Annotated in this window: 21 protein-coding genes; 10 read left to right on the forward strand and 11 right to left on the reverse strand. The window is 69.8% G+C overall.

Annotation, left to right across the window (positions count from 1 at the left end; genetic code table 11):
• Positions 1-173: 173 nt before the first annotated feature.
• On the forward strand, positions 174-521 hold the full coding sequence (locus tag G4D86_RS22665; RefSeq protein ID WP_163996082.1) for a hypothetical protein: 348 nt from the start codon (positions 174-176) through the stop codon (positions 519-521).
• A 50-nt stretch (positions 522-571) separates the two neighbouring features.
• Here G4D86_RS22665 and G4D86_RS22670 read toward each other — a convergent pair whose 3' ends face one another.
• Positions 572-2,737, reverse strand: coding sequence for a protein kinase domain-containing protein (locus tag G4D86_RS22670; protein ID WP_163996083.1), 2,166 nt, complete (start codon positions 2,735-2,737; stop codon positions 572-574).
• Between the two features lie 175 nt (positions 2,738-2,912).
• On the opposite strand from G4D86_RS22670, the gene G4D86_RS22675 reads away from it, so the two are divergent.
• Positions 2,913-3,875, forward strand: coding sequence for an isopenicillin N synthase family dioxygenase (locus G4D86_RS22675; protein WP_163996084.1), 963 nt, complete (start codon positions 2,913-2,915; stop codon positions 3,873-3,875).
• Positions 3,876-3,888: 13 nt separating this feature from the next.
• A complete protein-coding gene (locus G4D86_RS22680) occupies positions 3,889-4,959 on the forward strand; it encodes a carbon-nitrogen hydrolase family protein (protein WP_163996085.1) in 1,071 nt (356 codons plus the stop codon).
• On the opposite strand, the gene gatB is transcribed toward G4D86_RS22680, so the two are convergent.
• From gatB to G4D86_RS22700, 4 genes are read right to left on the reverse strand one after another with little or no spacing between them, the layout of a single operon-like run.
• On the reverse strand, positions 4,956-6,395 hold the full coding sequence (gatB, locus tag G4D86_RS22685) for an Asp-tRNA(Asn)/Glu-tRNA(Gln) amidotransferase subunit GatB (RefSeq protein ID WP_163996086.1): 1,440 nt from the start codon (positions 6,393-6,395) through the stop codon (positions 4,956-4,958). The two genes, G4D86_RS22680 and gatB, sit on opposite strands and share 4 nt — an antisense overlap.
• 34 nt (positions 6,396-6,429) lie before the next feature.
• Positions 6,430-7,890: an Asp-tRNA(Asn)/Glu-tRNA(Gln) amidotransferase subunit GatA gene (gene gatA / locus G4D86_RS22690; protein ID WP_163996087.1), complete on the reverse strand. Its 1,461-nt coding sequence runs from the start codon at positions 7,888-7,890 to the stop codon at positions 6,430-6,432.
• An 18-nt stretch (positions 7,891-7,908) separates the two neighbouring features.
• The gene (gene gatC / locus G4D86_RS22695; RefSeq protein WP_163996088.1) at positions 7,909-8,196 is read right to left on the reverse strand and encodes an Asp-tRNA(Asn)/Glu-tRNA(Gln) amidotransferase subunit GatC; all 288 of its coding nucleotides are present in this window, start codon (positions 8,194-8,196) and stop codon (positions 7,909-7,911) included.
• Positions 8,197-8,215: 19 nt separating this feature from the next.
• Complete coding sequence (locus G4D86_RS22700) at positions 8,216-8,551, reverse strand: TFIIB-type zinc ribbon-containing protein (RefSeq protein ID WP_163996089.1); 336 nt, start codon at positions 8,549-8,551, stop codon at positions 8,216-8,218.
• A 250-nt stretch (positions 8,552-8,801) separates the two neighbouring features.
• Here G4D86_RS22700 and G4D86_RS22705 point away from each other — a divergent pair, with 250 nt between their 5' ends.
• The 3 genes from G4D86_RS22705 to G4D86_RS22715 all read left to right on the forward strand — a co-directional run bounded on the left by G4D86_RS22705 (position 8,802) and on the right by G4D86_RS22715 (position 13,577).
• Positions 8,802-11,900 carry an FtsK/SpoIIIE family DNA translocase gene (locus G4D86_RS22705; RefSeq protein ID WP_205519687.1) on the forward strand — a complete coding sequence of 1,033 codons (3,099 nt, stop codon included), beginning with the start codon at positions 8,802-8,804 and terminating at the stop codon, positions 11,898-11,900.
• A gap of 99 nt (positions 11,901-11,999) precedes the next feature.
• A complete protein-coding gene (locus G4D86_RS22710; RefSeq protein ID WP_163996090.1) occupies positions 12,000-12,284 on the forward strand; it encodes an antibiotic biosynthesis monooxygenase family protein in 285 nt (94 codons plus the stop codon).
• A gap of 51 nt (positions 12,285-12,335) precedes the next feature.
• Positions 12,336-13,577, forward strand: coding sequence for a THUMP domain-containing class I SAM-dependent RNA methyltransferase (locus G4D86_RS22715; RefSeq protein WP_163996091.1), 1,242 nt, complete (start codon positions 12,336-12,338; stop codon positions 13,575-13,577).
• Here G4D86_RS22715 and plsY read toward each other — a convergent pair.
• Complete coding sequence (gene plsY / locus G4D86_RS22720; RefSeq protein ID WP_163996092.1) at positions 13,494-14,072, reverse strand: glycerol-3-phosphate 1-O-acyltransferase PlsY; 579 nt, start codon at positions 14,070-14,072, stop codon at positions 13,494-13,496. The two genes, G4D86_RS22715 and plsY, sit on opposite strands and share 84 nt — an antisense overlap.
• Positions 14,073-14,081: 9 nt before the next feature.
• Positions 14,082-14,513: a DUF2752 domain-containing protein gene (locus G4D86_RS22725; RefSeq protein ID WP_163996093.1), complete on the reverse strand. Its 432-nt coding sequence runs from the start codon at positions 14,511-14,513 to the stop codon at positions 14,082-14,084.
• 89 nt (positions 14,514-14,602) lie between these two features.
• Here G4D86_RS22725 and G4D86_RS22730 point away from each other — a divergent pair, with 89 nt between their 5' ends.
• Together G4D86_RS22730 and G4D86_RS22735 are read left to right on the forward strand one after the other, a co-directional pair.
• Positions 14,603-15,160 carry a DUF4920 domain-containing protein gene (locus tag G4D86_RS22730; protein WP_163996094.1) on the forward strand — a complete coding sequence of 186 codons (558 nt, stop codon included), beginning with the start codon at positions 14,603-14,605 and terminating at the stop codon, positions 15,158-15,160.
• Between the two features lie 9 nt (positions 15,161-15,169).
• On the forward strand, positions 15,170-15,778 hold the full coding sequence (locus G4D86_RS22735; protein WP_240360416.1) for a hypothetical protein: 609 nt from the start codon (positions 15,170-15,172) through the stop codon (positions 15,776-15,778).
• A 135-nt stretch (positions 15,779-15,913) separates the two neighbouring features.
• On the opposite strand, the gene G4D86_RS22740 is transcribed toward G4D86_RS22735, so the two are convergent.
• The 4 genes from G4D86_RS22740 to G4D86_RS22755 all read right to left on the reverse strand — a co-directional run bounded on the left by G4D86_RS22740 (position 15,914) and on the right by G4D86_RS22755 (position 22,559).
• Positions 15,914-16,831, reverse strand: a complete 918-nt coding sequence (locus G4D86_RS22740) for a hypothetical protein (protein ID WP_205519688.1) — start codon at positions 16,829-16,831, stop codon at positions 15,914-15,916.
• Between the two features lie 94 nt (positions 16,832-16,925).
• Positions 16,926-18,488: a radical SAM protein gene (locus G4D86_RS22745; protein WP_163996095.1), complete on the reverse strand. Its 1,563-nt coding sequence runs from the start codon at positions 18,486-18,488 to the stop codon at positions 16,926-16,928.
• A gap of 129 nt (positions 18,489-18,617) precedes the next feature.
• Positions 18,618-19,316: a hypothetical protein gene (locus G4D86_RS22750; protein WP_163996096.1), complete on the reverse strand. Its 699-nt coding sequence runs from the start codon at positions 19,314-19,316 to the stop codon at positions 18,618-18,620.
• A gap of 30 nt (positions 19,317-19,346) precedes the next feature.
• Complete coding sequence (locus G4D86_RS22755; RefSeq protein WP_205519689.1) at positions 19,347-22,559, reverse strand: TonB-dependent receptor; 3,213 nt, start codon at positions 22,557-22,559, stop codon at positions 19,347-19,349.
• 227 nt (positions 22,560-22,786) lie between these two features.
• Here G4D86_RS22755 and G4D86_RS22760 point away from each other — a divergent pair, with 227 nt between their 5' ends.
• Positions 22,787-23,530 carry an energy transducer TonB gene (locus G4D86_RS22760; protein WP_163996098.1) on the forward strand — a complete coding sequence of 248 codons (744 nt, stop codon included), beginning with the start codon at positions 22,787-22,789 and terminating at the stop codon, positions 23,528-23,530.
• 68 nt (positions 23,531-23,598) lie between these two features.
• Positions 23,599-24,282, forward strand: a complete 684-nt coding sequence (locus tag G4D86_RS22765) for a MotA/TolQ/ExbB proton channel family protein (protein WP_163996099.1) — start codon at positions 23,599-23,601, stop codon at positions 24,280-24,282.
• Positions 24,283-24,331 lie beyond the last annotated feature (49 nt).

Consider the following 24,331-nt stretch of genomic DNA (forward strand, 5'->3'; position numbering starts at 1 on the left):
AAAGGCGGCGGGATTTACGGGAGATGCCCTGGGGAGTCAAGGCGGATGAAGGATCATCCCGCACACTTCCAAGAGGTTTACTCACTCCCGAATCCAATGTTAACTGAAAAGCGGGCCTACGGCGGCTAGCATGGGTGCCGTTCTACCAACCTCTATTCGAGGGGGAATCCACAATGAAGAAGATCATGATCGGCCTCGTGGCCATGTCGTCTCTCGTGTTCGGCACCGGCTGTGGCGGCAACTACTGCGATGACGCGGCGGACGCCTATGAGGGCCTGGCCGACAAGGCCGACGATTGTCCCGAGATCAAGGGCGCGCTGGGCGAGCTCGAGTTCTCCGACGAGGACATCGATGAGTGCAAGGACGACCTCGAGAACTGCTCGGACGACGACAAGGACAAGCTGAACGACTCCATCGACTGCATCAACGACATGCCGGACTGCGAGTCGGGCAAGGAGGCGGACTGGGTCGCCAAGCTGCAGGCCTGCGCCAACAAGACCTCTGGCGTGAGCTGCGAGTAGTCGTCGCCGCCGTCGTCTGATTCGACGGTGCCACAGGGCCCGGCTCCCTCTCAAGGGGACCGGGCCCTGTCATTTCTCGGCGTCACGGCCGCGCGGGCCTCCAGGGCGCGGCGGACCACGCGGTAGCGCTGGAGCAGCCCGGGCTCGAGCGGGTCCAGCGACAGGCCGCGCTCGTAGAACTCCAGCGCCCGGGCGAGCTGGCCGTCGCGCTCCACGCCGCCCCCCGAGAGGAAGTGGACGCGCGCGAGGCCCGCGGCCCGCGGATGGCGGGCGAGGAACTCGCGCCGCAGCGACTCCAACTGCTCGGCCGTGAGCCCGGCCTCCAGGCACCGCGCCACGCCCAGGTGGTTGCCCCGCTCCGCGTCGTACAGCGCCCGCTGCACGGGAGCCCCGAGCGCGTCGCCGGCCTCGCGGACGCGGACCCGCACCGCGTCGAGCTGGGCGCGCTGCGACGGGGACAGGGGCCGCTGGCGCAGGGACTCCATGGCGGACCAGGCCTCGCGCGTCCGGGCACGCACCATCTCCATGTCCGCGTCCGGGGGCAGCCCGAGCACGGCGTAGTGGTCCCCGGCCGAGCGCTGGCGCCACGCCTCCAGCACCCGGGCCGCCTCCGCGTCGTCCCCCCGGGGCCCGGGCGTGGGGCGGCGCACGGGCTCGCCCTTGAGGAGCTGATCCACCGCGGTCTTGAGGGCGGCGGTGGCCTCCACGAACTGGACGCCGAAGCCGGTGGGCATGCCCCAGACGCGGGCCTGCTCGGGAGGCACCTGACGCACCACCTCGCACAGCACCGACTGGGGCCCGGACTCCAGCTCCAGCACCACCGACAGCCGGGCGCACAGGGGCGGCAGCGAGCCCCCACTGTGCAGGAACAGGCCGCCCCGGGACAGGTCCGAGCCCGTCAGCCGCACGGGCGCCTCGCCCTGGCGCAGCACCACCTGCACCGGGAGCTCCACCGTGCGAGGCCGGGAGGGCGTCGCGGCCTGGGCGGGAGGCGCGGATGAGCCCTGCGCGTCCGGCCCCTTCTGACCGGGCGAGGACGGTGAGGACGACGCCCTCCCCTGCCCCGGCGTTTCTGGAGAACCCGGCGTCACCGGAGGCGACTGCACCCGCCCCTGCTCCGACACTTCGGCGGGCGGAGCGGATTGCGCCTGCTCTCGCGGCGCCCCGCCGGAAGGCGTTGGAGCCCGCGCGGGCGGTGTCGCGGCGAGAGGGCCCGCCTCTGCCTGTGGCGCCCGGGCATCCTCCGCGATGGCGGCCTGCAGCGCGGCGCGAAGGGCGGAGGCGGACGGGTAGCGGTCCTCGGGCGCCTTGGCCAGCGCGCGCAGGATGACGCGCTCCACGGGTGGCGACACGCCCGGGTGCACCGAGCGCGGAGGCGGCGGCAGCCGCGTCTGGTGGGCCACGAGCTGCGCGGTAATCCCCTCGTCGTTGAAGGGCAGCCGCCCGGTGACGAGCTGGTAGGCGATGACACCCACCGCGTACAGGTCCGCGCGCCCGTCCAGACGGCGGCCCACGGACTGCTCCGGGGCCATGTACTCGGGCGTGCCCACGATGATGCCCGCGTGCGTCTGCGGCATCTGCGCGTCGAGCAGCTTGGCGATGCCGAAGTCCAGCACCTTCACGAAGGGCGAGCCCCGCCCGCGCCGCACGAGGAAGACGTTGTCCGGCTTGAGGTCGCGGTGGACGATGCCTCGCGCGTGCGCGGCCTGGAGCGCGTCACACACCTGCGAGAGCACGGCCACCACCGCCGCGGCCGGCAGCGGCGTGCCCACCCACGCGGACAGCGGCGCCCCGTCCAGGTACTCCATGATGAGGTACGGGCGCGGCAGCGCGGCGTTCAAATCGAAGATGCTGACGATGTTCTCGTGGCCGATGAGATTCACGGCCCGCGCCTCCGCGTGGAAGCGCTGCACCAGCTCCGGGTACATGGCCAGGTGGTCGTGCAGCACCTTCACCGCCACCTTGCTGCCAATCGACACGTGCTCGCCCAGGTACACCGCCCCCATGCCACCCCGGCCCAGGCGACGCACCAGGCGGAAGCTGCCGAAGCGCTGCCCCACCAGCGGGTCCCCCTCCTCGCCCGTCGAGGCACACCGGTTCCGGGGCGTCCCCCCGCCCTCCGCCGCGTCCGCACGCACGAGCGTCGAGCAAGGAGCCTCCGCCCCATGCCACCGGCCACACGCCGCGCACTCCCCTCGACTGCTCACCTCGGCCATACCGCTCCCCCGGGCCTGCCTGCACAGCTTGGACACCGGGGAACTCACGCATCCACTGTCGGTAAAGGCGGATGTCTCTTAGTACCGAGCCAACCGGTTCCCCGGTCGCAGGCAAGCGTCCCGCGCAGAACGCACCTCCTGCCGAGAATCCATCAGCTGGATAGAGTGCGGCGCCATGTCTTCCACCGCACGTCGCATCCCCGTCGTCGACCTCTCCCACTACCGCACCGGCACGTCCCGGGAGCGCGCCCGCTTCGTGCAGGTGTTCGGCGACGGCCTCAAGGAGTTCGGGTTCGTCACCGTGGAGGGCCACGGCGTCGATGACGGGCTCATCCGCCGCACCTACTCGGACGTGGAGCGCTTCTTCGGCCTCCCCGAGGCGGTGAAGGCCCGCTACGCGGACAGGGAGCGCGGGGGCCAGCGCGGCTACATCGGCTACGGCCAGGAGCACGCCAAGAATCGCAAGGTGGGCGACCTCAAGGAGTTCTGGCACGTGGGCCGCGAGCTGCCGCGAAGCCACCGCTACCACGACGTCTACGGCGCCAACGTGTGGCCGGAGGAGGTGTCCACCTTCCGCGAGCACACGCTGTCGCTCTTCTCCGCGCTGGACGGCGCGGCGGGGGTGATGCTCCAGGCGCTGGCGGAGTACTTCGGCGTGGAGCGCGACACGTTCCGCGACATGGCCACGGACGGCAATTCGGTGCTGCGGCTCATCCACTACCCGCCGCTGAAGGAGCGCTTCATCCCCGGCGGAGTGCGCGCCGCCGAGCACGAGGACATCAACCTCATCACCCTCCTGTGCGAGGGCACCGCGGGCGGCCTGGAGCTGCTCACGCGTGACGGTGAGTGGCTGCCGGTGGACACGCTGCGCGGGCAGATTGTCGTGGACTCGGGCGACATGCTCAGCCGCGTGACGAACAACGTCATCCCCGCCACCACGCACCGGGTGGTGAATCCACGCGGCACGGCCGAGGACACGGTGCGCTACTCCCTGCCCTTCTTCGTGCACCCGTACGCGGACTGCGTGCTCCAGCCGCTGCCGTGCACGCAGACGCCAAGCAACCCGGCGCGCCACGCCCCCATCACCGCGGATGCGTTCCTCAAGCAGCGCCTGCGGGAGATTGGGTTGTTGAAGTAACCGGCGCCGCCCCATGGACGCGCCCCTGCCCGCCTCCCACGTCGAGCTCTTCGCCGTCCAGCCACGCGTCGCGCTGGAGGACTACGCCTCGCCCGAGTCCTTCGCCGCGAAGCACCGTGCACTGGCCACACGCGTGGATGCCCTGCGCGCGAGGGACGCCCACGGCAAGCCCCTCTACTCCGCTCTCGTCGTGTGGCCTGAGATGGTGGGCGCGGCGCTGGGACTGATGGGGCACCTGCCCCGCGTGCGTCGCTGCCGCACCACGAATGGCGCCATGACACGCATGGCGCTCGCGGAGTGGCGGGCCATGTGGAGCACGTGGCGCCGCTTCCGGCCCCCGACGATGGAGGAGTGCCTCTACGCCGCGGTGGCGCCCCGCGTGCACCGCGCCATGTGGGAGACCTTCTCCGGCATCGCCCGCGACTTCGGCCTGTGGGTGGTGGCGGGCAGCGCGCTGCTACCCGCCAACCGCCTGGGCCAGGACACGCCGGACTTCGAGCCGGACGGCGCGCGCACGTACAACACCAGCTACACCTTCTCTCCTGAAGGCCGCTGCGTGGCGGTGACGCGCAAGGTGAACCTGGTGCCCACGCAGGAGGACGTGCTGCACCTCAGCCCGGGACGTCCCGAGGACCTGCCCGTGCTCCAGACGCCCTTCGGCCGGCTGGGGACGCTCGTCTGCTACGACGGCTTCCGCGAGCCGCACACCGCGAAGGAGCCGTACTTCGTCCCCTGCGCGCAGTACCTGGACGCGCTGGGGGTGGACGTCATCGCCCAGCCGTCCGCCAACGCATGGCCCTGGGATGCGCCGTGGGCCTTCAACGACACGGGCGCGGGCGAGTCCCAGCTCCGCCGAGAGCAGTGGTTCAGCGAGGGGCTCTATACGCAACTGCGCACCCTCACCCGCGTGCGCTACGCGGTGAACCCGCAGCTCGTGGGCGGCTTCCTCGACAACACCTTCGAAGCACCCTCGCTCATCCTCGAGCGCCCGGCACCAGGCGAGGTGCGAGTGCTCGCCCAGTCCGCGAATCCCCGGGACGAGGACGTGCTCCACGTCACCGTGCCCCTGCCCGCGCGCGGTTAGTCGCCGAGCTTCTTCTTCAGCAAGTCGTTGACGAGGGCGGGGTTGCCCTTGCCCTTCATCGCCTTCATCACCTGGCCCACGAAGAAGCCGAACACCTGCTTCTTGCCGGCGCGGTACTTCTCCACCTCGCCCGCGTTCTTCGCGAGGATGTCGTCCACCACCGCTTCAATCGCGCCCGTGTCGCTCACCTGCGCCAGGCCCTTCTCCGCGATGATGTCCGAGGGCGCCTTGCCGGTGCGGAACATCTCCCCGAGCACGTCCTTGCCCGCGTTCGAGGACACCGTGCCCTTGTCCACCGCGCCCAGCAGTTCAGCCAGTTGCGCCGGGGTGAAGGCCAGCGCGGACAGGGGGGTGCCCTCCTCCTTCAGCAAGCGCATCAGCTCGCCCAGGAACCAGTTGGAGAGCTTCTTCCCGTCCGCGTAGTGCGCTGCGCACGCCTCGAAGAAGTCCGCCAGCGGGCGCTCGGCGGTGAGGATGCGCGCGTCATACGCGGGCAGCCCGTACTGGCTCATGAAGCGCGTCAGCTTCGCGCGGGGCAACTCCGGCAGCGCCTTGGCCGCGGCGTCGATGGCCTCATCGCTCACGTGCAGCGGCGGCAGGTCCGGCTCCGGGAAGTACCGGTAGTCGTGCGCCTCCTCCTTGCTGCGCATGGAGCGGGTGACGCCCTTGTTCACGTCCCACAGGCGCGTCTCCTGGCTCACCTTCCCGCCGGACTCGATGACGTCCACCTGCCGCGAAATCTCGTACTCCACCGCCTGCTTGAGGAAGCGGAACGAGTTGAGGTTCTTCAGCTCGCAGCGCTGGCCGTACGTGGACGAGCCCTTCGGCATCACCGACACGTTGGCGTCGCAGCGGAAGCTGCCCTCCTCCAGGTTGCCGTCGTTGACGCCCAGGTACATGAGCACGTCGCGCAGCGTCTTGAGGTACTCCACCGCCTCGTCCGCGTCGCGCAGGTCCGGCTCGCTGACGATTTCGAGCAGCGGCACGCCCGCGCGGTTCAAGTCCACCAGGCTCTGGCCTCCGCCCGCGTCGTGCACGTTCTTCCCCGCGTCCTCCTCCATGTGGATGCGGCGCACGCGGATGACCTTCTCACCCTGCGGCGTGTCGATGACGAGCCGGCCGTACTCGCAGATGGGCAGGTCGTACTGCGTAATCTGGTAGCCCTTCGGCAGGTCCGGATAGAAGTAGTTCTTCCGGCTCCACACGCTCGTCTTCTTGACGGTGCACTCCAGCGCGAGGCCGGTGCGCACGGCGAACTCCACCACGCGCTGGTTGAGCACCGGCAGCACGCCCGGCATGCCCAGGCACACCGGGCAGGTGTTGCGGTTGGGCTCGGCGCCGAACGCGGTGGAGCAGCCGCAGAAAATCTTCGACTGCGTGAGGAGCTGCGCGTGGACCTCGAGGCCGATGACGGGCTGGAAATCGCTCACGGGCATGGCGGTGTCACCAGGGCGTGCGGCCCGGCGTGCCCTACAGGGGCGCCGGGCGGCGAAAGAAGTCGTGCTCGCGCTCGAAGGCGCGGGCGATGCGCAGCAGGCGGGCCTCGTCGAACGGCCGCCCCAGAATCTGCAGGCCCACCGGCAGGCCCGCCTTCGTGAAGCCGCACGGCACGGCCAGGCCCGGCAGTCCCGCCAGGTTGCACGGCAGCGTGAAGACGTCCATGAGGTACATGGACAGCGGGTCGTCCACCTTCTCGCCCAGCTTGAAGGCCGGCACCGGAGACGTGGGCGACAGCACCGCGTCCACCTGCTGGAACGCCTTCGTGAAGTCCTCGCGGATGAGGGTGCGGACCTTCTGCGCGCGCAGGTAGTAGGCGTCGTAGTAGCCGGCGGACAGCGCGTACGTGCCCAGCATGATGCGGCGCTTCACCTCCGGCCCGAAGCCCCGCTCGCGCGTCAGCGCGTACAACTCCTTCAGCCCGCGCGCGTCCTTCGCCCGCTGGCCGTAGCGGATGCCGTCGTAGCGGGCCAGGTTGCTGGACGCCTCCGACGAGGCGAGGAGGTAGTACGTGGCCAGCGCGTACTTCGTGTGGGGCAGCGACACGTCCACCAACGTCGCGCCCAGCCGCTCGTACTCGCGCAGCGTCTCGCGGATGGAGGCCTCCACCTCCGGGTCGATGCCCTCGATGAAGTACTCGCGCGGCACGCCCAGCTTCAGGCCGCGCACGCCGGCCTCCAGGTCCGCCTGGTAGTCCGGTGTCTCCACGGCTGCCGACGTGGAGTCCTGCGGGTCGTGCCGTGCAATCAATTGCAGCAGCGCCGCCGTGTCCGCCACCGTGCGCGCCATGGGCCCGGGCTGGTCCAGCGACGAGGCGTACGCGATGACTCCGTAGCGCGACACGCGGCCATAGGTGGGCTTGAGGCCCACGGTGTTGGTGAAGGCCGCGGGCTGGCGGATGGAACCACCGGTGTCCGTGCCCAGCGCGCCGAACACCTCGCGCGCCGCCACCGCCGCGGCCGAGCCTCCCGACGAACCTCCCGGCGTGCGCGCGAGGTCCCACGGGTTGTGGCTGGGGAAGTACGCGCTGGACTCGTTGGACGAGCCCATCGCGAACTCGTCCATGTTCAGCTTGCCCACCAGCGGCAGGCCCGCGTCCTTCAGCAGGCGCACCACCGTGGCGTCATAGGGCGGGACGAAGCCCTCCAGGATGCGCGAGCCCGCGGTGGTCTCCACGCCTTCCGTGAGGAAGATGTCCTTGAGCCCCAGCGGCACGCCGTCCAGGGCGCTGGCGGGGCTGCCGGCCTTGCGCCGCGCATCGCTGGCGCGAGCGGCGGCGAGGGCGCCTTCTTCGTCCACGCGCAGGAAGGCGCGCACCTTCGAGTCCACCTGGCGGATGCGCTCCAGGCACGCGCGGGTGGCCTCCTCGGAGGAGACCGCCCGCTCGGCCAGCTTCGCCGCCAGCTCCAGCATCGTGAGGTCCGTGAGCTGCATTGACGTGGAGCCTCCGGGCTACTCGATGATTTTGGGCACGGCGAAGCTGGTGCCCGACTTCGCCGGCGCGTTGGCCAGGGACTTCTCCGGCGGCAGCGACGGCTTCATCACGTCCTCGCGTAGCAGCGAGGCCGCGAGCGTGGCGTGAGAGGTGGGCTCCACGGCCTCCACGTCGAGCGACTGGAGCTGCGCCACCGCGTCCAGCACGGCGGACAGCTGCGTGGTGAAGCGCTGCTCCTCCTCCGGAGTCAGCGCCAGCCGCGCCAGCGTGGCCACGTGGCGCACCTGCTCGAGCGTGAGGGCCATGGACGCGTCCTCGCCAGAGCTACTTGTGCTTGAACAGGTTGAGGATGGCGCCCATCACCTTGCCGCTGCCCTCGTGGCCGTGGCGGTTGATGAGCTGGTCCAACTCGCCCGCATCCAGGAAGACGCCGTGGCAGTTGAAGCAGGTGTCGATTTCGATGTTGCCCTGCTTCAGTGTGTGCAGGTCCATGCCGCACTTGGGGCACTTCATGTAGTGCAGCTGCTTGAGCTCCTCGCGCTGCTTCGCCGCGGTCTCCGCGGCCTGCTGGATGGCCAGCTTGCGCTTCTTCTCAATCTCCTCCCGGGCGAAGTACTCCTCCTCGGTGGAAGACGGCTTTTCGGTTCGGGCGTCAGCCATGGGGTGCTCCTTGGGCGAAGTCCAACCGTCCCGCGACGCGGCGCGTCCGGGCGGCGTTGATGGCGGCAACATACCCCCTCCGTGGAGGGGCGCAGCCGAAATGTAGGCGTCCCGTCAGCTGTCTTCCGCTCCCCTCTCACGACGCTCGGCGGACTGCTGGAAAATTGACCGGTCCCCCTCCCTCCCTACACTCGCGACGGGCATTGCTACAGCCCGCTACGCGACTGAGACGCGCAGAGGGAAGACGGTCATGACGGCGAAGAAGGGTCGGGCGGAGAAGGCGGTACTGTCCCGGCAGGAAATCGCGACGCGGCGAAGGCAGCTTGCGGACAAGCGGATGAAGGCTGGCCCGGGCGGAAGTGTCGCCGGGCGGGCCATCACCGGTGTCTTCCTGCTGGCGGCCTCGCTGTTGTCCCTGCTGGCGGTGGCCACATTCGATGCGAAGGACAGGGTGGGGCCGGGCTTCCGCAACGCGGTGGGCCCCATGGGGCACCTCATCGCGGAGTCGCTGCGGGGAATGCTGGGCGTGTGTGCCTACCTGATTCCCGCGGGCGGCATCTACGCGGCCATGGTGCTGTTCGTAGGCAGCAGGGACCGCAAGCGGGCGCCGCAAATCATCAGCCTGGTGATGCTGACGGCCAGCGTGTCCGTGCTGGCGCAGCTCGTGTTCGCGGGCGACAAGGGCTGGGCGCATCCTCCGGGTGGCGCGCTGGGCGCGGGCCTGGGCGGGGTGATGGAGGGGCTGTTCTCCACCGTCGGCACCGTCATCCTCGTGACGGCCATCAGCGCCGCCGCGCTCATCGTCGGCACGCAGTACACCTTCCTCAAGCTGTGCTCGCTGGCCTGGGCCGGCATGTGCGTGCTGGGCAACCGCATGCGCGAGTCCTTCCTCGTCTTCTGGGAGGCGCAGAAGGTCGCCTACAAGGAGCGCCAGGAGCGCGCCGCGCAGGAGAAGGAGGAGGAGGCCGCCTTCCTCGCGCAGCTCGAGTCGGATGAAGAGGAGCTCGCCGAGGCCGAGCGGCTGGCCGCCGAGGCAGAGGCCGCCGAGGCGGAGGCCATGGCCGAGGAGGCCGTGCGCCTGGCCAGGCAGAGCGAGAAGGAGCAGGCCGTCGCCGCGAAGCAGGCCCTCAAGGAGACCCGCGACCGCGAGAAGCTGGAGAAGCAGCTGGCGGCGAGGAACCCCGTGCGCGGTGAGGAGGAGGACGAGTCGCTCCCGCCGGTGTCCCTCACCGCCGTCACCGAGAAGCCGCCCACGCGCGCCGAGAAGCGTCCGGCGCCCGGCGCGGACCCTGCCTGGGCCGCGTCGTTCCTCGCGCCCGAGCCCCGGCCCGTGCCCGCCCTCGCGGAGAACGCCGAGCCCCCGCGCCGCGGCCGCAAGACGCCCAACATCGTCACCGGCCCGCAGCCGTCCACGCCGCCCGTGTCCGCGCACGCGCTGGCCGCCGCGCAGGCGCAGGACGCCGAGCCCGTCGCTCCGGCGGTGGTGCCGCCCATTGCCGCGGCCCCGGTGCTGCCCGCCGCGGCTCCGGCGGCTCCGGCCGCCATCGTCCCGGCGCCTCCGTCCGCGCTGGCGGCGCGCATGCCGCTCATCGTGGAGCCCAAGGCGCCGCCCAAGCCCACCGCGAAGAGGAGCCAGGACCAGTTCGAGTTCGTCGGCGACCGCAAGAGCTTCTCGCTGCCGCCGCTGGACGTGCTCGAGTGCGACAGGCAGGAGCGCACCGCGCTGGACAAGGACGCCTTCCTCATCACCGCGGAGAAGCTGCGCGCGAAGCTGGCGGACTTCGGCATCGTCGGCGAGGTGGTGGAAATCCGTCCCGGCCCCGTCGTCACCATGTACGAGTTCCTCCCGGGACCCGGCATCAAGGTGAGCAAGATTGCCGCGCTCGCGGACGACCTCGCCATGGCGATGGAGGCCATGCGCGTGCGCATCGTCGCCCCCATCCCCGGCAAGGGCGTGGTGGGCATCGAGGTGCCGAACAAGGACCGTGAGACGGTCTACCTCAAGGAGATTGCCGAGCAGGACGCGTTCAACAAGGGCGCGAGCAAGCTGACCATGTGCGTGGGCAAGGACATCGAGGGCATGCCGTACGTCCTCGACCTGGCCAAGGCGCCGCACCTGCTCATCGCCGGTACCACGGGCTCCGGTAAGTCGGTGGCCGTGAACTCCATGATCATGAGCATCCTCCTCAAGGCCACGCCCGAGGAGGTCCGCTTCATCATGGTGGACCCGAAGATGCTCGAGCTGTCCGTCTACGAGGGCATCCCCCACCTGCTCCTGCCGGTGGTGACGGACCCGAAGAAGGCGGCGCTCGCGCTGCGCTGGGCCGTGGAGGAGATGGAGCGCCGCTACCAGTTGCTGTCCGAGGCCGGCGTGCGCAACATCGGCGGCTACAACAAGCTGGTGGAGAGCACCGCCACCGAGGTGAAGGACGCGGCCGCCGAGCCCGCCCCGAAGAAGAAGTCCAAGCCCAAGAACGTGCTCGTGCTGGACGCGCCCGCCACGGGCAGCGAGGGCATGGGCGTGGCCGCGCCCCGCGACGACGACGAGGACATGCGCGAGGCGGTGGTGTCCGAGGAGTCCGCCGAGGTGCCCGAGGTGGAGGCCGAGGCGGAGGACGCCGATGAGGCACTCGAAGCCGCCGCGGAGAAGGCGGAGAAGAAGCAGCGCCAGAAGCTGCCGTACATCGTGGTCATCATCGACGAACTGGCGGACCTGATGATGGTGGCCAGCCGCGAGGTGGAGACGTACGTGGCCCGCCTGGCGCAGATGGCGCGTGCGTCCGGCATCCACCTGATGGTGGCGACGCAGCGTCCGTCCACGGACGTCGTCACCGGCGTCATCAAGGCCAACTTCCCCACGCGCGTCAGCTTCATGCTGCGCTCGAAGCCGGACTCGATGACGATTCTGGGCACGGTGGGCGCCGAGGCCCTGCTGGGCATGGGCGACATGCTCATCATGCCGCCCACCAGCGCGCACCTGCAGCGCGTGCACGGCGCCTTCGTGTCGGAGACCGAAATCAAGCGCGCCGTGGACCACCTCAAGGCCCAGGGCAAGCCCGTCTACGACGAGTCCATCCTCAAGCCGCGCGACGAGGAAGGCGAAGGTGGCGGCGGCGAGGAGGACGAGCTGTCCGACGAGCTGTACGACCAGGCGCTCGCGACGGTCAGCGAGATGCGGGCCGTCTCCATCTCCATGCTCCAGCGCAAGATGCGCATCGGCTACAACCGCGCGGCGCGCATGATTGAGCGCATGGAGCGCGACGGCGTGGTGGGCGCGGCGGACGGCGCCAAGCCCCGCGAGGTGCTCATCCGCGGCGTGGGCGACATGCCCGGCGCCGGGGCCATGTAGCGGCAGGGGCCTCCCAGGGCCGTCGCGTTCCGGGAACGGGCGCGGCGGCCGGAGCGGTTGTTCCTCACGGGGGCGTTCGAGGTTCAGGAACGTGTGACCATGATTGTCGCCATCTCCCGCTTCCGCCCCGCGCCCGAAGAGGCGGACGCCCTGGTCGCCCGCTTCCAGGAGCGCGCCCGGCGCGTGGATGCGTACGAGGGCTTCCTGGGCCTGGAAGTGCTGCGGTCCTTCGAGCGCTCGCCCGAGCTGCTGCTGGTGACGCGCTGGCGGGACAGGGAGGCGATGCGTGCCTACTTCCAGTCAGAGGACTTCCGGCGGGCGAAGGAGGCCAGCGCCGAGCAGGAGGGCGCCACCTTCGCCATCTACGAGGTGGTGGGCACTTGATGTGCGTTGCCGGTTCCCAAGCGGGCCCACGTCGTCTATGGGCGGTATCCCATGGCTGAACGCATTGCCCTGTACGCCACCGCCGCTCGCGGCACCGAGGACCTCCTCGCGGATGAATTGAAGGAGCTCGGCGCCCGCCGCATCCGCCAGGACCGCGGCGGCGTGCGCTTCATGGCCACGCTCGACGAGGCGCTGATGGTGTGCCTCTGGTCCCGCATCGCCATGCGCGTGCTCTACCCGCTGGGCGCCTTCGAGGCCCACGGCGCGGAAGGCCTCTACGAAGCCGCCGTGAGCATCCCCTGGGAGGAGCACCTCAACCCGGACACCACCTTCGCGGTGGATGCCACGCTGAAGGACAGCGAGCACAGCCACTCGGGCTTCGTGGCCCTCAAGGTGAAGGACGCGATTGTCGACCGCATCCGAAACGCGGTGGGCGCCCGGCCGGACGTGAATACCCGAGACCCGGACGTGCGCGTGGTGGCGCACCTGGCGCGCGAGACGCTCTCGCTCTCGCTCGACTTGTGCGGCGAGCCCCTGCACCGGCGCGGCTACCGCGTGCGCCCCACCCCGGCGCCCCTCAAGGAGACGCTGGCCGCGGCCCTGCTGCGCGCCGCGAGCTATACGGGCGAGGAGGCGCTGGTGGACCCGATGTGCGGCTCCGGCACGCTCCTCATCGAGGCGGGCCTCATCGCGAGGAAGCGCGCGCCGGGCCTCAACCGCGACTTCGCGGTGGAGCGCTGGCCGGAGCTGGGCACGCGAGCGCGCGAGCTGCTCGCGGACCTGCGCGCGGACGCGCGGCGCAACGAGCGCAAGGTGACGGTGCCGCTCCTGGGCTTCGACAAGGACCCGGAGGCGCTGGATGCCGCCATCCGCAACGTGCGCGCGGCGAAGCTGTCGGAGGAAATCCAGCTCGCCGAGGGCGACGCGACGAAGCTCCCGCCGCTGCCCGCCATGGGCGGCCTGCTCATCACCAACCCGCCCTATGGAGACCGGCTGGGCTCGGGTGGGCAGAAGGGCATGAAGAGCTTCTATTACAAGCTGGGCGAGTCGCTCCGCGTGCCGGGCTGGCGCATCTGGGTGCTCTCCGGCAACCCGGCCTTCGAGAGCGCCTTCCATGCGCGTCCGACCATGAAGCGGGACATGTGGAACGGCCCCATCGCCTGCACGCTGCTGGGCTACCGGGCCACGGGCGGCTCCATGGGGGACGGCTCAGAAGCGCCGCTCGGTGCGCCGCAGGAGCCGGTCGATGTTGCCCCGGTGCGTCCACAGCATGAGGACGAAGAGAACGGCTGAGAGGCCGGCGTACTCCACCTCCCGGGCGGTGAAGGCCGACGTGCCCACCGCCGTGGCCCCCGCGGCCAGCGAGCCGAGCGAGCTGACGCGCCACACCGCGAGGATGACCGCGTACACCAGCGCGGCAGCCAGCGCCGCGAGGGGCACCAGCACCACCAGCACGCCCAGCGCTGTGGCCACGCCCTTGCCGCCGTGCAGCTTCAGCCACACCGGGTAGACGTGGCCGAGCACCGCGGACAGGCCCACCAGCACGTGCAGCGTGGGCTGTCCCGGCAACAGCCGCAGCGCCAGCGCCACGGGGAGCGCGCCCTTGAGGGCGTCCAGCAGCAGCACCACCGCGCCCAGCTTCTTGCCCGCCACGCGGGTGACGTTGGTGGCGCCGATGTTGCCGCTGCCCTTCTGGCGCACGTCCACGCCACGCAGCCACCGCGTCAGCAACACACCGAAGGGAATGGAGCCGGCGAGGTAGCCCAGCACGACGAGCGCGTATGGCACGAAGGGAGGCTACAGCAGCAGGTGGGGGAAGCGCGTCTTCACCACCACGTAGGCGTAATTGACGAGCAGGAGCATGGGCAGCGCCACCCGCACCACGGTCCACTCCCGGGGGGAGAGCTGGATTTCCGGAATGGGCATGGCGAAGACCAGGTGCAGCACCATGACCACCGCTGCCAGGGCGAACAGGAGGGCGGCCACCGTCCCCAGGGGGTTGGCCTCCCAGGCTCCGACGAAGTTGAAGTGCGCCACCCGGTCCGCCACCCGCGTCAGCCCGCAGCCGAGGCAGGGCCAGCCCGTCCGCTCGCGCAGCACACAGCCCCAGAACGGGATGAGGCGGGCCACGGGGATGTAGCGGGCCACGAGCAGACCGACGATGCCGGCGATGCCCAGGGCATCCACGGTGCCGAAGCTGCGGTTGCGGGGGGGGATGAGGACTTTCATGCACGCCTCACCGGACGGTGCGGGACAGGAGGACTCTAGTACGGACGCCGGCTTGCCGGAGCAAGGACTTCTGGCTAAGCGTACGACCCATGAACTCGCTCCGCACGTCCCTGATGCTGCTGGTCGCCGTTCCCCTGGTTGCGCTCGCGGGTGACAAGACGCCCGCCAAGGCGGCCCCCAAGGCCGCCGAGGGCGACTGCCACCACCCCGCCAAGGCCGAGGCACCGGCCGCCGCGCCCGCCTCCCAGGATGGCTGGAAGCTCACCCGGGGAGAGCCCATCAAGGGCACCCAGGCGGTGAAGCTGGCGGACGTGCTGGCGAAGCCGCAGGCGCACGACGGGAAGACGGTGCTGGTGGAGGGCACCGTGCGCAAGGCGTGCGAGCGCAAGGGCTGCTGGATGGAGCTGGCGGCGGACACCCAGGACAAGAGCCCGGGCGTCCGGGTGACGTTCAAGGACTACGGCTTCTTCGTCCCGCTGGACTCGGCCGGCTCGAAGGCGCGCGTGGAGGGCGTGGTGAAGGTCGCCGAGCTGAGCGACGGCAACGCGCAGCACTACGAGTCCGAGGGCGCCATCGTCCCCCGCGGCGCGGACGGCAAGCCGCGCGAGGTGCAGCTGGTGGCCACCGGCGTCGAGCTGCGCCGCTGACCTGACGACATGGCGCGAAGCTTCAGCATGCGGGGCGTGCAGGGCGCGGCGGACCGCGCCGTCCAGCACGCCCGCACGTGGCTTTTGCAGACGGAGCCGGACTCACGCGTGCACGACGTGCAGGCGGACCCGCGCTTCCAGCACCGCGGGGTGGACCTCCTCTGGGAGCTACCCTCGGGAGAGGTGCGCGGCATCGAGGTGAAGGGCGACCGCAACGCCACCCGCCGCCGCTACTTCTTCGAGCTGGTGTCCAACCTGGAGAAGGACACCCCGGGCTGCTTCCTCTACAGCGGCGCGGACCTGCTGGTGTACGTCTTCCTCTCGCAGGGCGAGCTGCACGTGCTGCCCATGCGGGCCACGCGCGAGTGGTTCCTCCCCCGCGCGAAGGAGTACCCGCTCAAGCACGCCTTCACGCAGACGGGCGCCATCCGCTACACGACGGTGGGCGCGGTGGTGTCCGTGCGCGACGTGTCGGAAGGCGTGCCCGGCGTCCTGCGTGTGCCGCTGAAGCGCACCGCGGGCGCGGCGAAGGAGGAAGGTGTCGCCGGACTGGAGGCGTCGCTCGTGCCCGTCTCGGCGGCCAAGGACGAGGCCGGCGGGCCCGACGGGCTGGGCTGAGACGCGGGAGTGCGCCAGCGCCGCGCCCGTCCACCTCCGCCCTCAAGGGCGCGGCCCGGACGGGCTGGGCTGAAGCGGACGCGAGAGGTGGGCCCGCTTCAGGCCCACCCACCGTGCCAGTTCCTTCAGGGTTCTTCAGCGGCCGTGGCGGTGACGCCGGTGGCCGGGGTGAATCTTGTCGTGGGCCGTCTCGAGGCGCTCGGAGATGCGCATCAGGTCCAGCAGCGACTCACGGTCGTTCTGCGCCTTGTAGATGTGCTCCAGGCGCGGGACGAGGTCCAGCGCGAGGTGCAAATCCCCACCCTGCTCCGCCGACTCCAGCAGCGTGCGGGCCGCCGCGGCCGCGCGGCCGTGGGCCTTCACGTGGATGAGGCCGTCCACGGCGAGCAGGCGGGCAATGGGGCTGCGCGAGGTGTCCTCGGTGAGCTTCGCCAGGTCGTCCGTGGCGCCCTCCAGCTCGCCGCGCGCGGCGCGGACCATGGCGCGGGAGATGCCCTTGCGGTCCGGCAGGAGGAACTCCTCCACGTCGGCGAAGGCCTCCGCATGGGCGGCGTGGCCCGCGGACGCGAGCGCCTCGGCGAGGCTGTCGAACACCTCGGCCTGCTTCTCCGTGAAGGGCGCGAGCGCCTCGCGCATGAAGCGCTCCTGCGGGGCGCCGCGCTCATCCAGCGGCATGCGCGAGCGCAGGCCGTTCATCTTCTCGAGGGCGGCCGCCACCGGCGCGTCCTGCTTGCCGTCCAGCAGCAGCGCGCACGCGTGCATGAGCCCGGTGAGCGTGTCGGCCAGCTCCATGGGCGCCACCCGGTCCGGCAGCCAACGGCGCCACAGCTCCACGGCCGCCGCCACCATGAAGTCCTTGAAGGGGCCGGTGCCCTTCCACTTCGGCCGCCACTCCTGGGCGATTCCCAGGGGGAAGGTCGTCTCCGCCAGCTTGCGGAAGTCCTCTTCGCCCACGGGAAGCCCGTAGTGGCCGAGCGTCCCCAGCAGGGCCTCCGTCGAGTACTCCTTCAGGCCCTTCTGCTGCCACGCCTTGTCCACACGCTGCGCGCTCACACGGTTCTCCGCTGCCCTGGACGCCGGCCATCGGCGCCAGCGGCCTTCTAGCGGAACTCGGGGCAGCCGTGCACCGCCCACATCGCCTTCCCCGTCAGGCGGCGGACGCCGGCGGGGAGACTTCCGGGGGCGCCACCTTGGGGACGGTGGGCCACACCACGGGGTTGCGCCGCCCGTCCTCCACCCGGCGGGCGAGGTACGGCTCGCAGCCCCGCGCCTCGAAGGCGCGCTTCCAGGCCGCGAAGCTGCCCCCGGCGCGCCAGGCGTCCATGGCCGCCAGCCCGCCTTCCGGGCCGCACTGGGCCAGCATGTACTCCACCCACGCCCAGCGCGCGGAGGTGGGACGCACCTCGGCGCGGCCCCGCAAGCCCTTGCGCAGGCGCTCCAGCCGATTCTCCACCTCGCGGATGCCCGCGAAGGGCGCCCCGTCCAGCGGCGTGTTCCGCTTCGCGACGAAGGGGGCCACGCCCAGCGCCACCGGGAGGATGCGCGACAGCTCCGCGGTGAAGCGGATCAGCTCGTCGATGTCCTCGTCGCCCTCGAAGGGCAGGCCCACCACGTTGTAGACCTTGAGCTGCTTCATCCCCGCCGTCCTGGCGAAGGTGGCGGCCCGGACAATCTGCTCTTCCGAGTGCTTGCGGTCCACCAGGTCCCGCATCCGCTGCGAGGCCCCGTCCGCCGCCACCGTGAGGTTGGTCGCCCCGCCGCGGCGGAGCTGATCCACCAGCTCCTGCGTCAGCCGATCCGCCCGCAGCGAGGACACGCCCACCTCGCGGCCCGAGTCGACGATGGTGCGCAGCAGCTCCACGATGCGCGGATGATCCGTCACCGCGGCGCCCACGAGGCCCACCCGCTTCGCCGTCTCCGGGATGAGGGACAGCACGCGCTCCGGCGGCACCGTCCGCATGCCCCCGTTGGTGGTGCGCCGCATGACGCAGTAATGGCAGCCCCGGGAGCAGCCCCGCTCCGGCTCGATGAGGAACATGGAGCGCAGCTCGGTATGGGGCGTGACAATCTGCGTGCGGGCGGGCAGCCGGGCGTCCGTCGCCTTGGCGACGTAGTACCGCGCCCCACCGCGTCCGGGCACCCGGAAGCCGGGGATGCGCGCCAGGTGCGACAGCAGCGCGTCCCGGTCGTCGATGGAGGCCGCCGCGTCCACCAGGACGTGGATGAGGTCCTCGGCCTCGCCCTGGACGAGCACGTCCACGAAGGGCTCGAGCGGGTCGGGATTGGAGAATGTCAGCGGCCCACCGGCGACAATGAGCGGGTAGCCGCCGTCGCGGCGCTCCTCTGCCAGCAGGGGAAGGCCGGCCAGCTCCAGCAGCGAGAAGAGGCCCGTCACCTCCAGCTCGTAGGCCACGGAGAAGGCCAGCATGTCGAAGCTGGAGACGGGGTTCTGCGACTCCCAGGTGAACAGCGGCGTGCGCGTGCGCTTGAAGGCCTCCACGTCGTCCGGAAGGAAGACGCGCTCGGCGGTGGCCCCGGGGTGCTCGTGCAGCTCCCGGTAGATGGCCTGGTAGCCGAGCGAGCTCATGCCCACGTGGTAGGGGCTTGGGTAGCAGAGGGCCACCCGGTAGGGCGCCGCCTTGTAGAGCGTGCCCTGCTCGTCCGCCAGCAGCGAGCTGACGTGCTCAATCAGTGAGTAGCGACCCTCCATGTGCCTCCAGCAAGGTACAGCTCTGTAAACACCGCGGCCCCGGTCGCCACTCCCACGTGGGGGAGGGCTGCCGGGGCCGCGTTGCGCCACCCTGGGGTGGCTCGGCTCAACTGGAGCCTGGTTCTCGCTCTAGTTGAACGAGGGGACGGACTTCGCAGGGACGCAGATGTGGCTGACCGGCGCGCACGTGGCCGCGAAGTCCGGGTTCAGGCCGGAGCCCTCACCGCAGTTCTCAGCAGGCTCGTCCGAGTCCGGATCGCAGGGGATGGTCGGCCACAGGCCGCGCACGACGTAGGTCGAAACGCACCCGTCCTTCGTGTACTTCAGCTCACCGGTCATCTGCGTGCCCGGCGCGCTCGGCGCCGAGTACACCCGCCAGTTGCTGAACTCGTACGTCACCGTGGTCTTCGCCGCCGTGCTGGTGGCCGCGGCCTCCACGGTAGCGACGGAGAAGTCCGTCGCCGCGCAGAAGTCGTTCGCATCCGGCTCCGCCGCGAGCTTGCCCGTCGCCGTCTGGCGCGACGGCGAACCCGAGTCCCGGCCCGAGAGCGCCACGAGGGCCGCGGGACGGAGGGTCAGGATGGCGTTCTCGGGGTGGTCGGGGTCGACGAACTTGAACACGCCCACGCGCTCGGCATCAGGAGGCACCGCCGTGCAGGCGCCGCCGCCCTCCACCAGCTTCGGCTCGTCCACCAGGTCGTACTTCATCGCCCAGTTAGAGGAGTCCTGGACGAAGCACCCGGCCACCGGCTGCTCGAAGTCGCAGCCCGACATCAGGCTGCCCACGCTGATAACGGCCAGCGCAGTCTTGAAGATGTTCTTGGTCATGTGACTTGGGATTCCGTGGATGGCTTGGGATTAGAACGTGTACCGGATACCGAAGCGCACCTGACGGGGCGGCTGGTAGCGGGTGGGGTTCTTGAAGTTCTTGTTCACGTCGCCGTCCACGTTGCCGAACAGCGACTCGTCGACCTGCGTGTCCGGGTCGTCCTCACGCTCCGAGCCCTCCTGCCAGCCCACCACGCCGACCGGGTTCTCGATGTCGCCCGGCTTGCCGTTGGGAATGGGCTGCGCGTTGAGGGTCGTGTAGGTCTGGTCCACCAGGTCAACGCCCTGGAAGTTGAACAGGTTGAACACGTCCAGGGTGAAGGAGACGACGCTGTCCTTGCTGACGCGGTAGTTCACACCAATGTTGGAGTCGATGGTGTTGATCCACGGGGTCCGGCCACCGGAGCCGCGGGGAAGGACGAAGGACTCGTCCGTGCCGTAGGCCGCGTGCGCGCCGAAGTAGTTGATCGGCGTACCCGAGTTGCCGCGGTAGGACACGCCGACGCTCGCGGACAGCGCGCTCGTGACGTTGAACTCCTTCGCGCCGAACACCTTGATGGCGTGCGTGCGGTCGAAGGGCAGCAGGCCCGTGCGGTTCTCAAGGAGGCTGACGAGGTCGAAGTCCGAGAGAATGTTCGGGTCGAGCTGCGCCGTCTCAGGACGGAACAGGCCGGGGTAGTTACCGTACAGACGCGACCAGGTGTAGCTACCCTGGGCGAGCCACCCGTCCGCGAAGGTGCGGTTCAGGTAGACGGTGACGGCGTCGTAGTTACGCTCCGGCTTCGGGAACTCCTTGGCGAAGCCCGAGCCCGGGTTGCCGAGGAAGTACGTGTTGCCGTCGTCGCGGCTCATGTCCTCGATGACCGAGTTCATGTCGCGGTGCGTGTAGCTGGCGCCCACGCGGGTGTTGGCCAGGACCTCGTACTCGCCGCCCACGACGACTTCGTCGGAGGACTGCGGGGTGATGTCCGGGTCAACCGGCGTGCTCTCCGTCTTGCCGCCCGTGTAGAGACGGTTCGGGTTGCGGCTGGTCTCCGGGATGCCGACCACGTAGTCCGTGGACTGGCACGCGGTGCCCTGGCTCTCACGGCTGGACGGATCGCACCCTTCCTCACCGCTGCCGGGCTCCGCGAGGACGCGGGTCGCACCGATGCGGCGCTCGGGCGGGAAGCTGCGGTCGAGCAGGTTGAGCGGAACGGCCTCGTAGTAACGGGCGAAGTTCACGAAGAACTTGGCGCGACCGTTGGCGAACGGGTCGAGGATGGCGCCCACGCGAGGCGACCACTGATTGCCCAGGATGAGGGCGAGGTCGCCGTTGCCGCCGTACATGGCCTGCACGTCGTAGCGCACGCCGAGGTTCAGCGTGACGCGGTTCGCGATGGACCAGGAGTCCTGCACGAAGCCGCCCACCGTGGTGCCGGTGGACTTCGACTGCTGGGTCAGCTGGGTGATCGGCGTGTCAGGGCCCGTCTGGTAGCCGTAGCGACGGAAGTCGCTCAGGGTGCCACCCGATCCGTTCTCCTGGTAGAACACGCCGCCGCCGTACGCCTTCGTCTGGTCGTACACCAGGAACTCGGTGTCCACGCCAGCCTTCAGCACGTGGGTGCCGATGGCGTTCAGCAGGTACGTGGCCTTCGCGTTGATCTGGTAACGGTCCAGCTTCGCGTCGCTCATGAAGGCCGGGCCGCCCACCGCGTAGCCGGTGACCGGGCAGCGCTCCAGCGTGTGCGTACCGGTCGCATCCGTGAAGGTGTACGGATCGCAGGCACCCTCCTGCCCGGAGGGCAGGCCCTCGAACGCCGTCAGCGGGCGCTCGAGCGTGTAGTTCATGCGGGAGTAGCCCGCCAGGCCCGTGCTGCTGCCCAGCTTGCTGCCGTCCGCGGGCAGGGTGGAGGCGGTCTGGTGGAACCAACCGACGTTGGCGTCGACCAGGACCTTCTTGTCCATGAACGCACCGGCGTACTTCAGGCCGAGCGACGTGGTGTTGTTGTTGCCCTCCGTCAGGCCGAAGTCGCCAGGACGCGACGTCAGGGCGCCCGGCAGCAGGCCCGTGCGCGGATCCAGCGTCAGCTTGCCCAGGCCACCCGTCGAGGACGGGGTGCCGTTCAGGGCGAACGAGACGTTGTGGTCCTGGTTGATGAGGTACGTCAGCTTGCCCATGAACTGCACGGAGCGGGAGTCAGCGTAGTACTGACGCTCCGAGCCGGGGATGAGATTGGCGACCGTGAAGCCGTTCTCGTCCGTCGCGTAGTCGTTCTTCGACGTGTCGATCGCCAGGGCGTTGAGCGCGCGCGTGTGCTGGTAGCGCGTGAACGACGGCGCGAAGCCGGCGAAGAACCACAGCTTGTCCTTGAGGATGGGACCGCCGAGGGTGGCGCCGAAGTCACCGAGGTTCTGCAGCTCGTTGAGCCCGGTGATGACCGTGCCTTCCTCGCGGACCAGCTTGCGGTCACCCTCGAGGGTGCCCGGGGTCCAGTTGGCGAACACGGAGCCGTGGAACTCGTTGGAGCCCGAGCGGGTGACCGCGTTGATGACGCCGCCCGTGGAGCGACCGAACTCCGGCATGTAGCCGCCGGTGATGATGTTCACGTCCTGCACGAACTCGATGGACAGCGGGCTGGCGTTCACGCCGTAGGCCGGGTCGTTCGTGGACAGACCGTCCACCACGTACCCGTTCTCAGGCGAGGTCGCGCCGTTGATCGACACGCCGTAGTTGTCCGTCTGGGCGCCAGGCGCCAGCTCGGCCAGGGACTCGAAGGAGCGAGCAGCGCCGCCCTTGCCACCCGGACGGGCCACCGCGATGCGCTTGATGAACTCCTGATCCACGTTGACGCCCGTGGTCGTGGAGCCCACGTCGATCGTCGGCGGGGTACCCGTGATCTCAACCACCTCACCGAGCGACTCGGGGAGCAGCTCCACGTTCACGCGGATGGTGCGGTTGAGGCGCAACTGGACATCGGCCCGGGCGTAGGGCCGGAACTGCTCCTTCTCGAACCGCAGGGTGTACACACCCGGCGGAAGCTGGGGAATACGGTAGTTGCCCTGTGCGTCAGAAACCACGGTCTGCTCACCCTGAAGGTTGGGCGAGGTCGCGGTAACAACGACGTCAGGAACAGGCTGCCGACTCTGAGCGTCGATGATCGTACCGATCATCGTGCTCGACTGCGCGAAAGCCGCCGATCCGTAAAGCAGACCTGCGGCCAGGACAACTCCGGTTTCCCGGAGCACTCGGTTCAAGTGCATACCATACCCCTCCAAGGTGGGCTGCAACCGAAAATGACTCGGGAAAATATCCGAGGTCGGGCAGTTGTCAATAGACCGTTGCTTTTTGGTGACCAGTGGGGCAATTGCGCGATCAGGTCGGAAGCACTCGACACGCCTGCTTGAACCCGGAACCGGTTTCTGTATGGTGACGCGCCCTTTCACCCGGCAGGGCGTGTCGGTGTCCACTGGTTAGAGGAGTCTAGTTCATGTTCGATTCAGTCCTTGACCGTGGTCAGGGGCCCAAGCCGAAGTTCGGCGTCGGGGCCACCATCTCGGTCATCCTCCATGTGGGGCTCTTCGGCCTCGCGCTCTGGCTGTCGACGCGGCCGCCGCCCGTCGAGGAGAAGGAGATCGAGGTCACGCTGAAGGCCACCATGGCCCCTCCGCCTCCGCCTCCGCCTCCGCCTCCTCCTGCCTCTTCCTCCAAGCCGAAGACGCAGCAGAAGAAGCCCAAGAAGCCGGACCAGATCGTCCAGCCGAAGGAGGTCCCGAAGGAGGTTCCCCCGGAGGTCGAGCCGACCGAGGAGCCCCAGGAAGAGGCCACCGAGGAGGAGGTCGAGGGCGGGGTTGAAGGAGGCGTCGCCGGTGGTGTGGTGGGCGGCGTGGTGGGTGGTGTGATTGGTGGTGTGGTGGGCGGTCAGCTGGGCGGTACGGGCACGGACGTGCTCCCCTTCGGCGCGGGCATGACGCGCCCGGAGAAGATCTCCGGTCCGCAGCCGGAGTATACGCGCGAGGCGCTGGAGGCCCGGGTTGCGGGCACCATGATCGTCAAGTGCGTCGTCACCGTGGAAGGTCGTGTGGAGCGCTGCCGGATCATCAAGCCCCTGCCCCACATGGACAAGGCCGTCATGGACGCCCTGACTTCGTCACGTTACAAGCCGGTCACCTTCCAGGGCCGTCCGGTCCAGGTGGACTACACCTTCACACTGAACTTCAAGCTGCCGCGCTGATCCAGGCACGCCGAACCGAAGCACCGCAGACTACCCCGCGCTCGTGAGGAGGAGCGCTCAAACCCACCATGCAATTCACTCTCGCAGATATCTGGGCGCACACGGGCCTCTTTGCTCGTTGCATCATCTTTACCCTGGCCATCATGTCGGTGGCGTCGCTGGTCGTGATGGCGGAGCGGATGCTCGTCTTCCGCAAGACCCGCGCCGACAGCCGCAACTTCGCCGCGAAGATGGGGGCCATCCTGGCCAAGGGCGACCTGAGCACGGCCGCCAACACCAACCTGGGCAAGGACGTGGGCCACCTCGGACGGGTGATCAACTCCGGCCTGACGGCGTACCGCATCAGCCCCAACAACAAGGACGTGGCGGTGGAGTCGGTGGCGCGCGCGCTCGAGCGTCAGGCGCAGCGTGAGGTGCAGAGCATGAAGCGCGGCCTCGGCCTGCTGGCGACGGTCGGCTCCACGGCGCCGTTCGTGGGTCTGCTCGGCACGACGATGGGTATCGTCAACGCGTTCCAGCTGATGGCGGCCGCCGGCTCCGGCGGTCTGGGCACCATCTCGGCCGGTATCGCCGAGGCGCTCATCACCACGGCGTTCGGCCTGCTGGTGGCCATCCCCGCGGTGATGGCCTACAACTTCCTCCAGGGTTGGGTGGACGCGCGCTCGGTGGACATCTCCGAGTCGTCCAACGAGTTCCTGGACGTGGTGGCCCGCCATCTGGGCGGCGGCGCGCACTCCTCGCACGCGGCCTGAGCATTCACCGGCGAGCCCCGGGGACGACCCGAGGCCCGCCCTTCATCTG

The sequence above is a fragment of the Pyxidicoccus caerfyrddinensis genome, assembly GCF_010894405.1.
Classification (GTDB): Bacteria; Myxococcota; Myxococcia; order Myxococcales; family Myxococcaceae; genus Myxococcus; species Myxococcus caerfyrddinensis.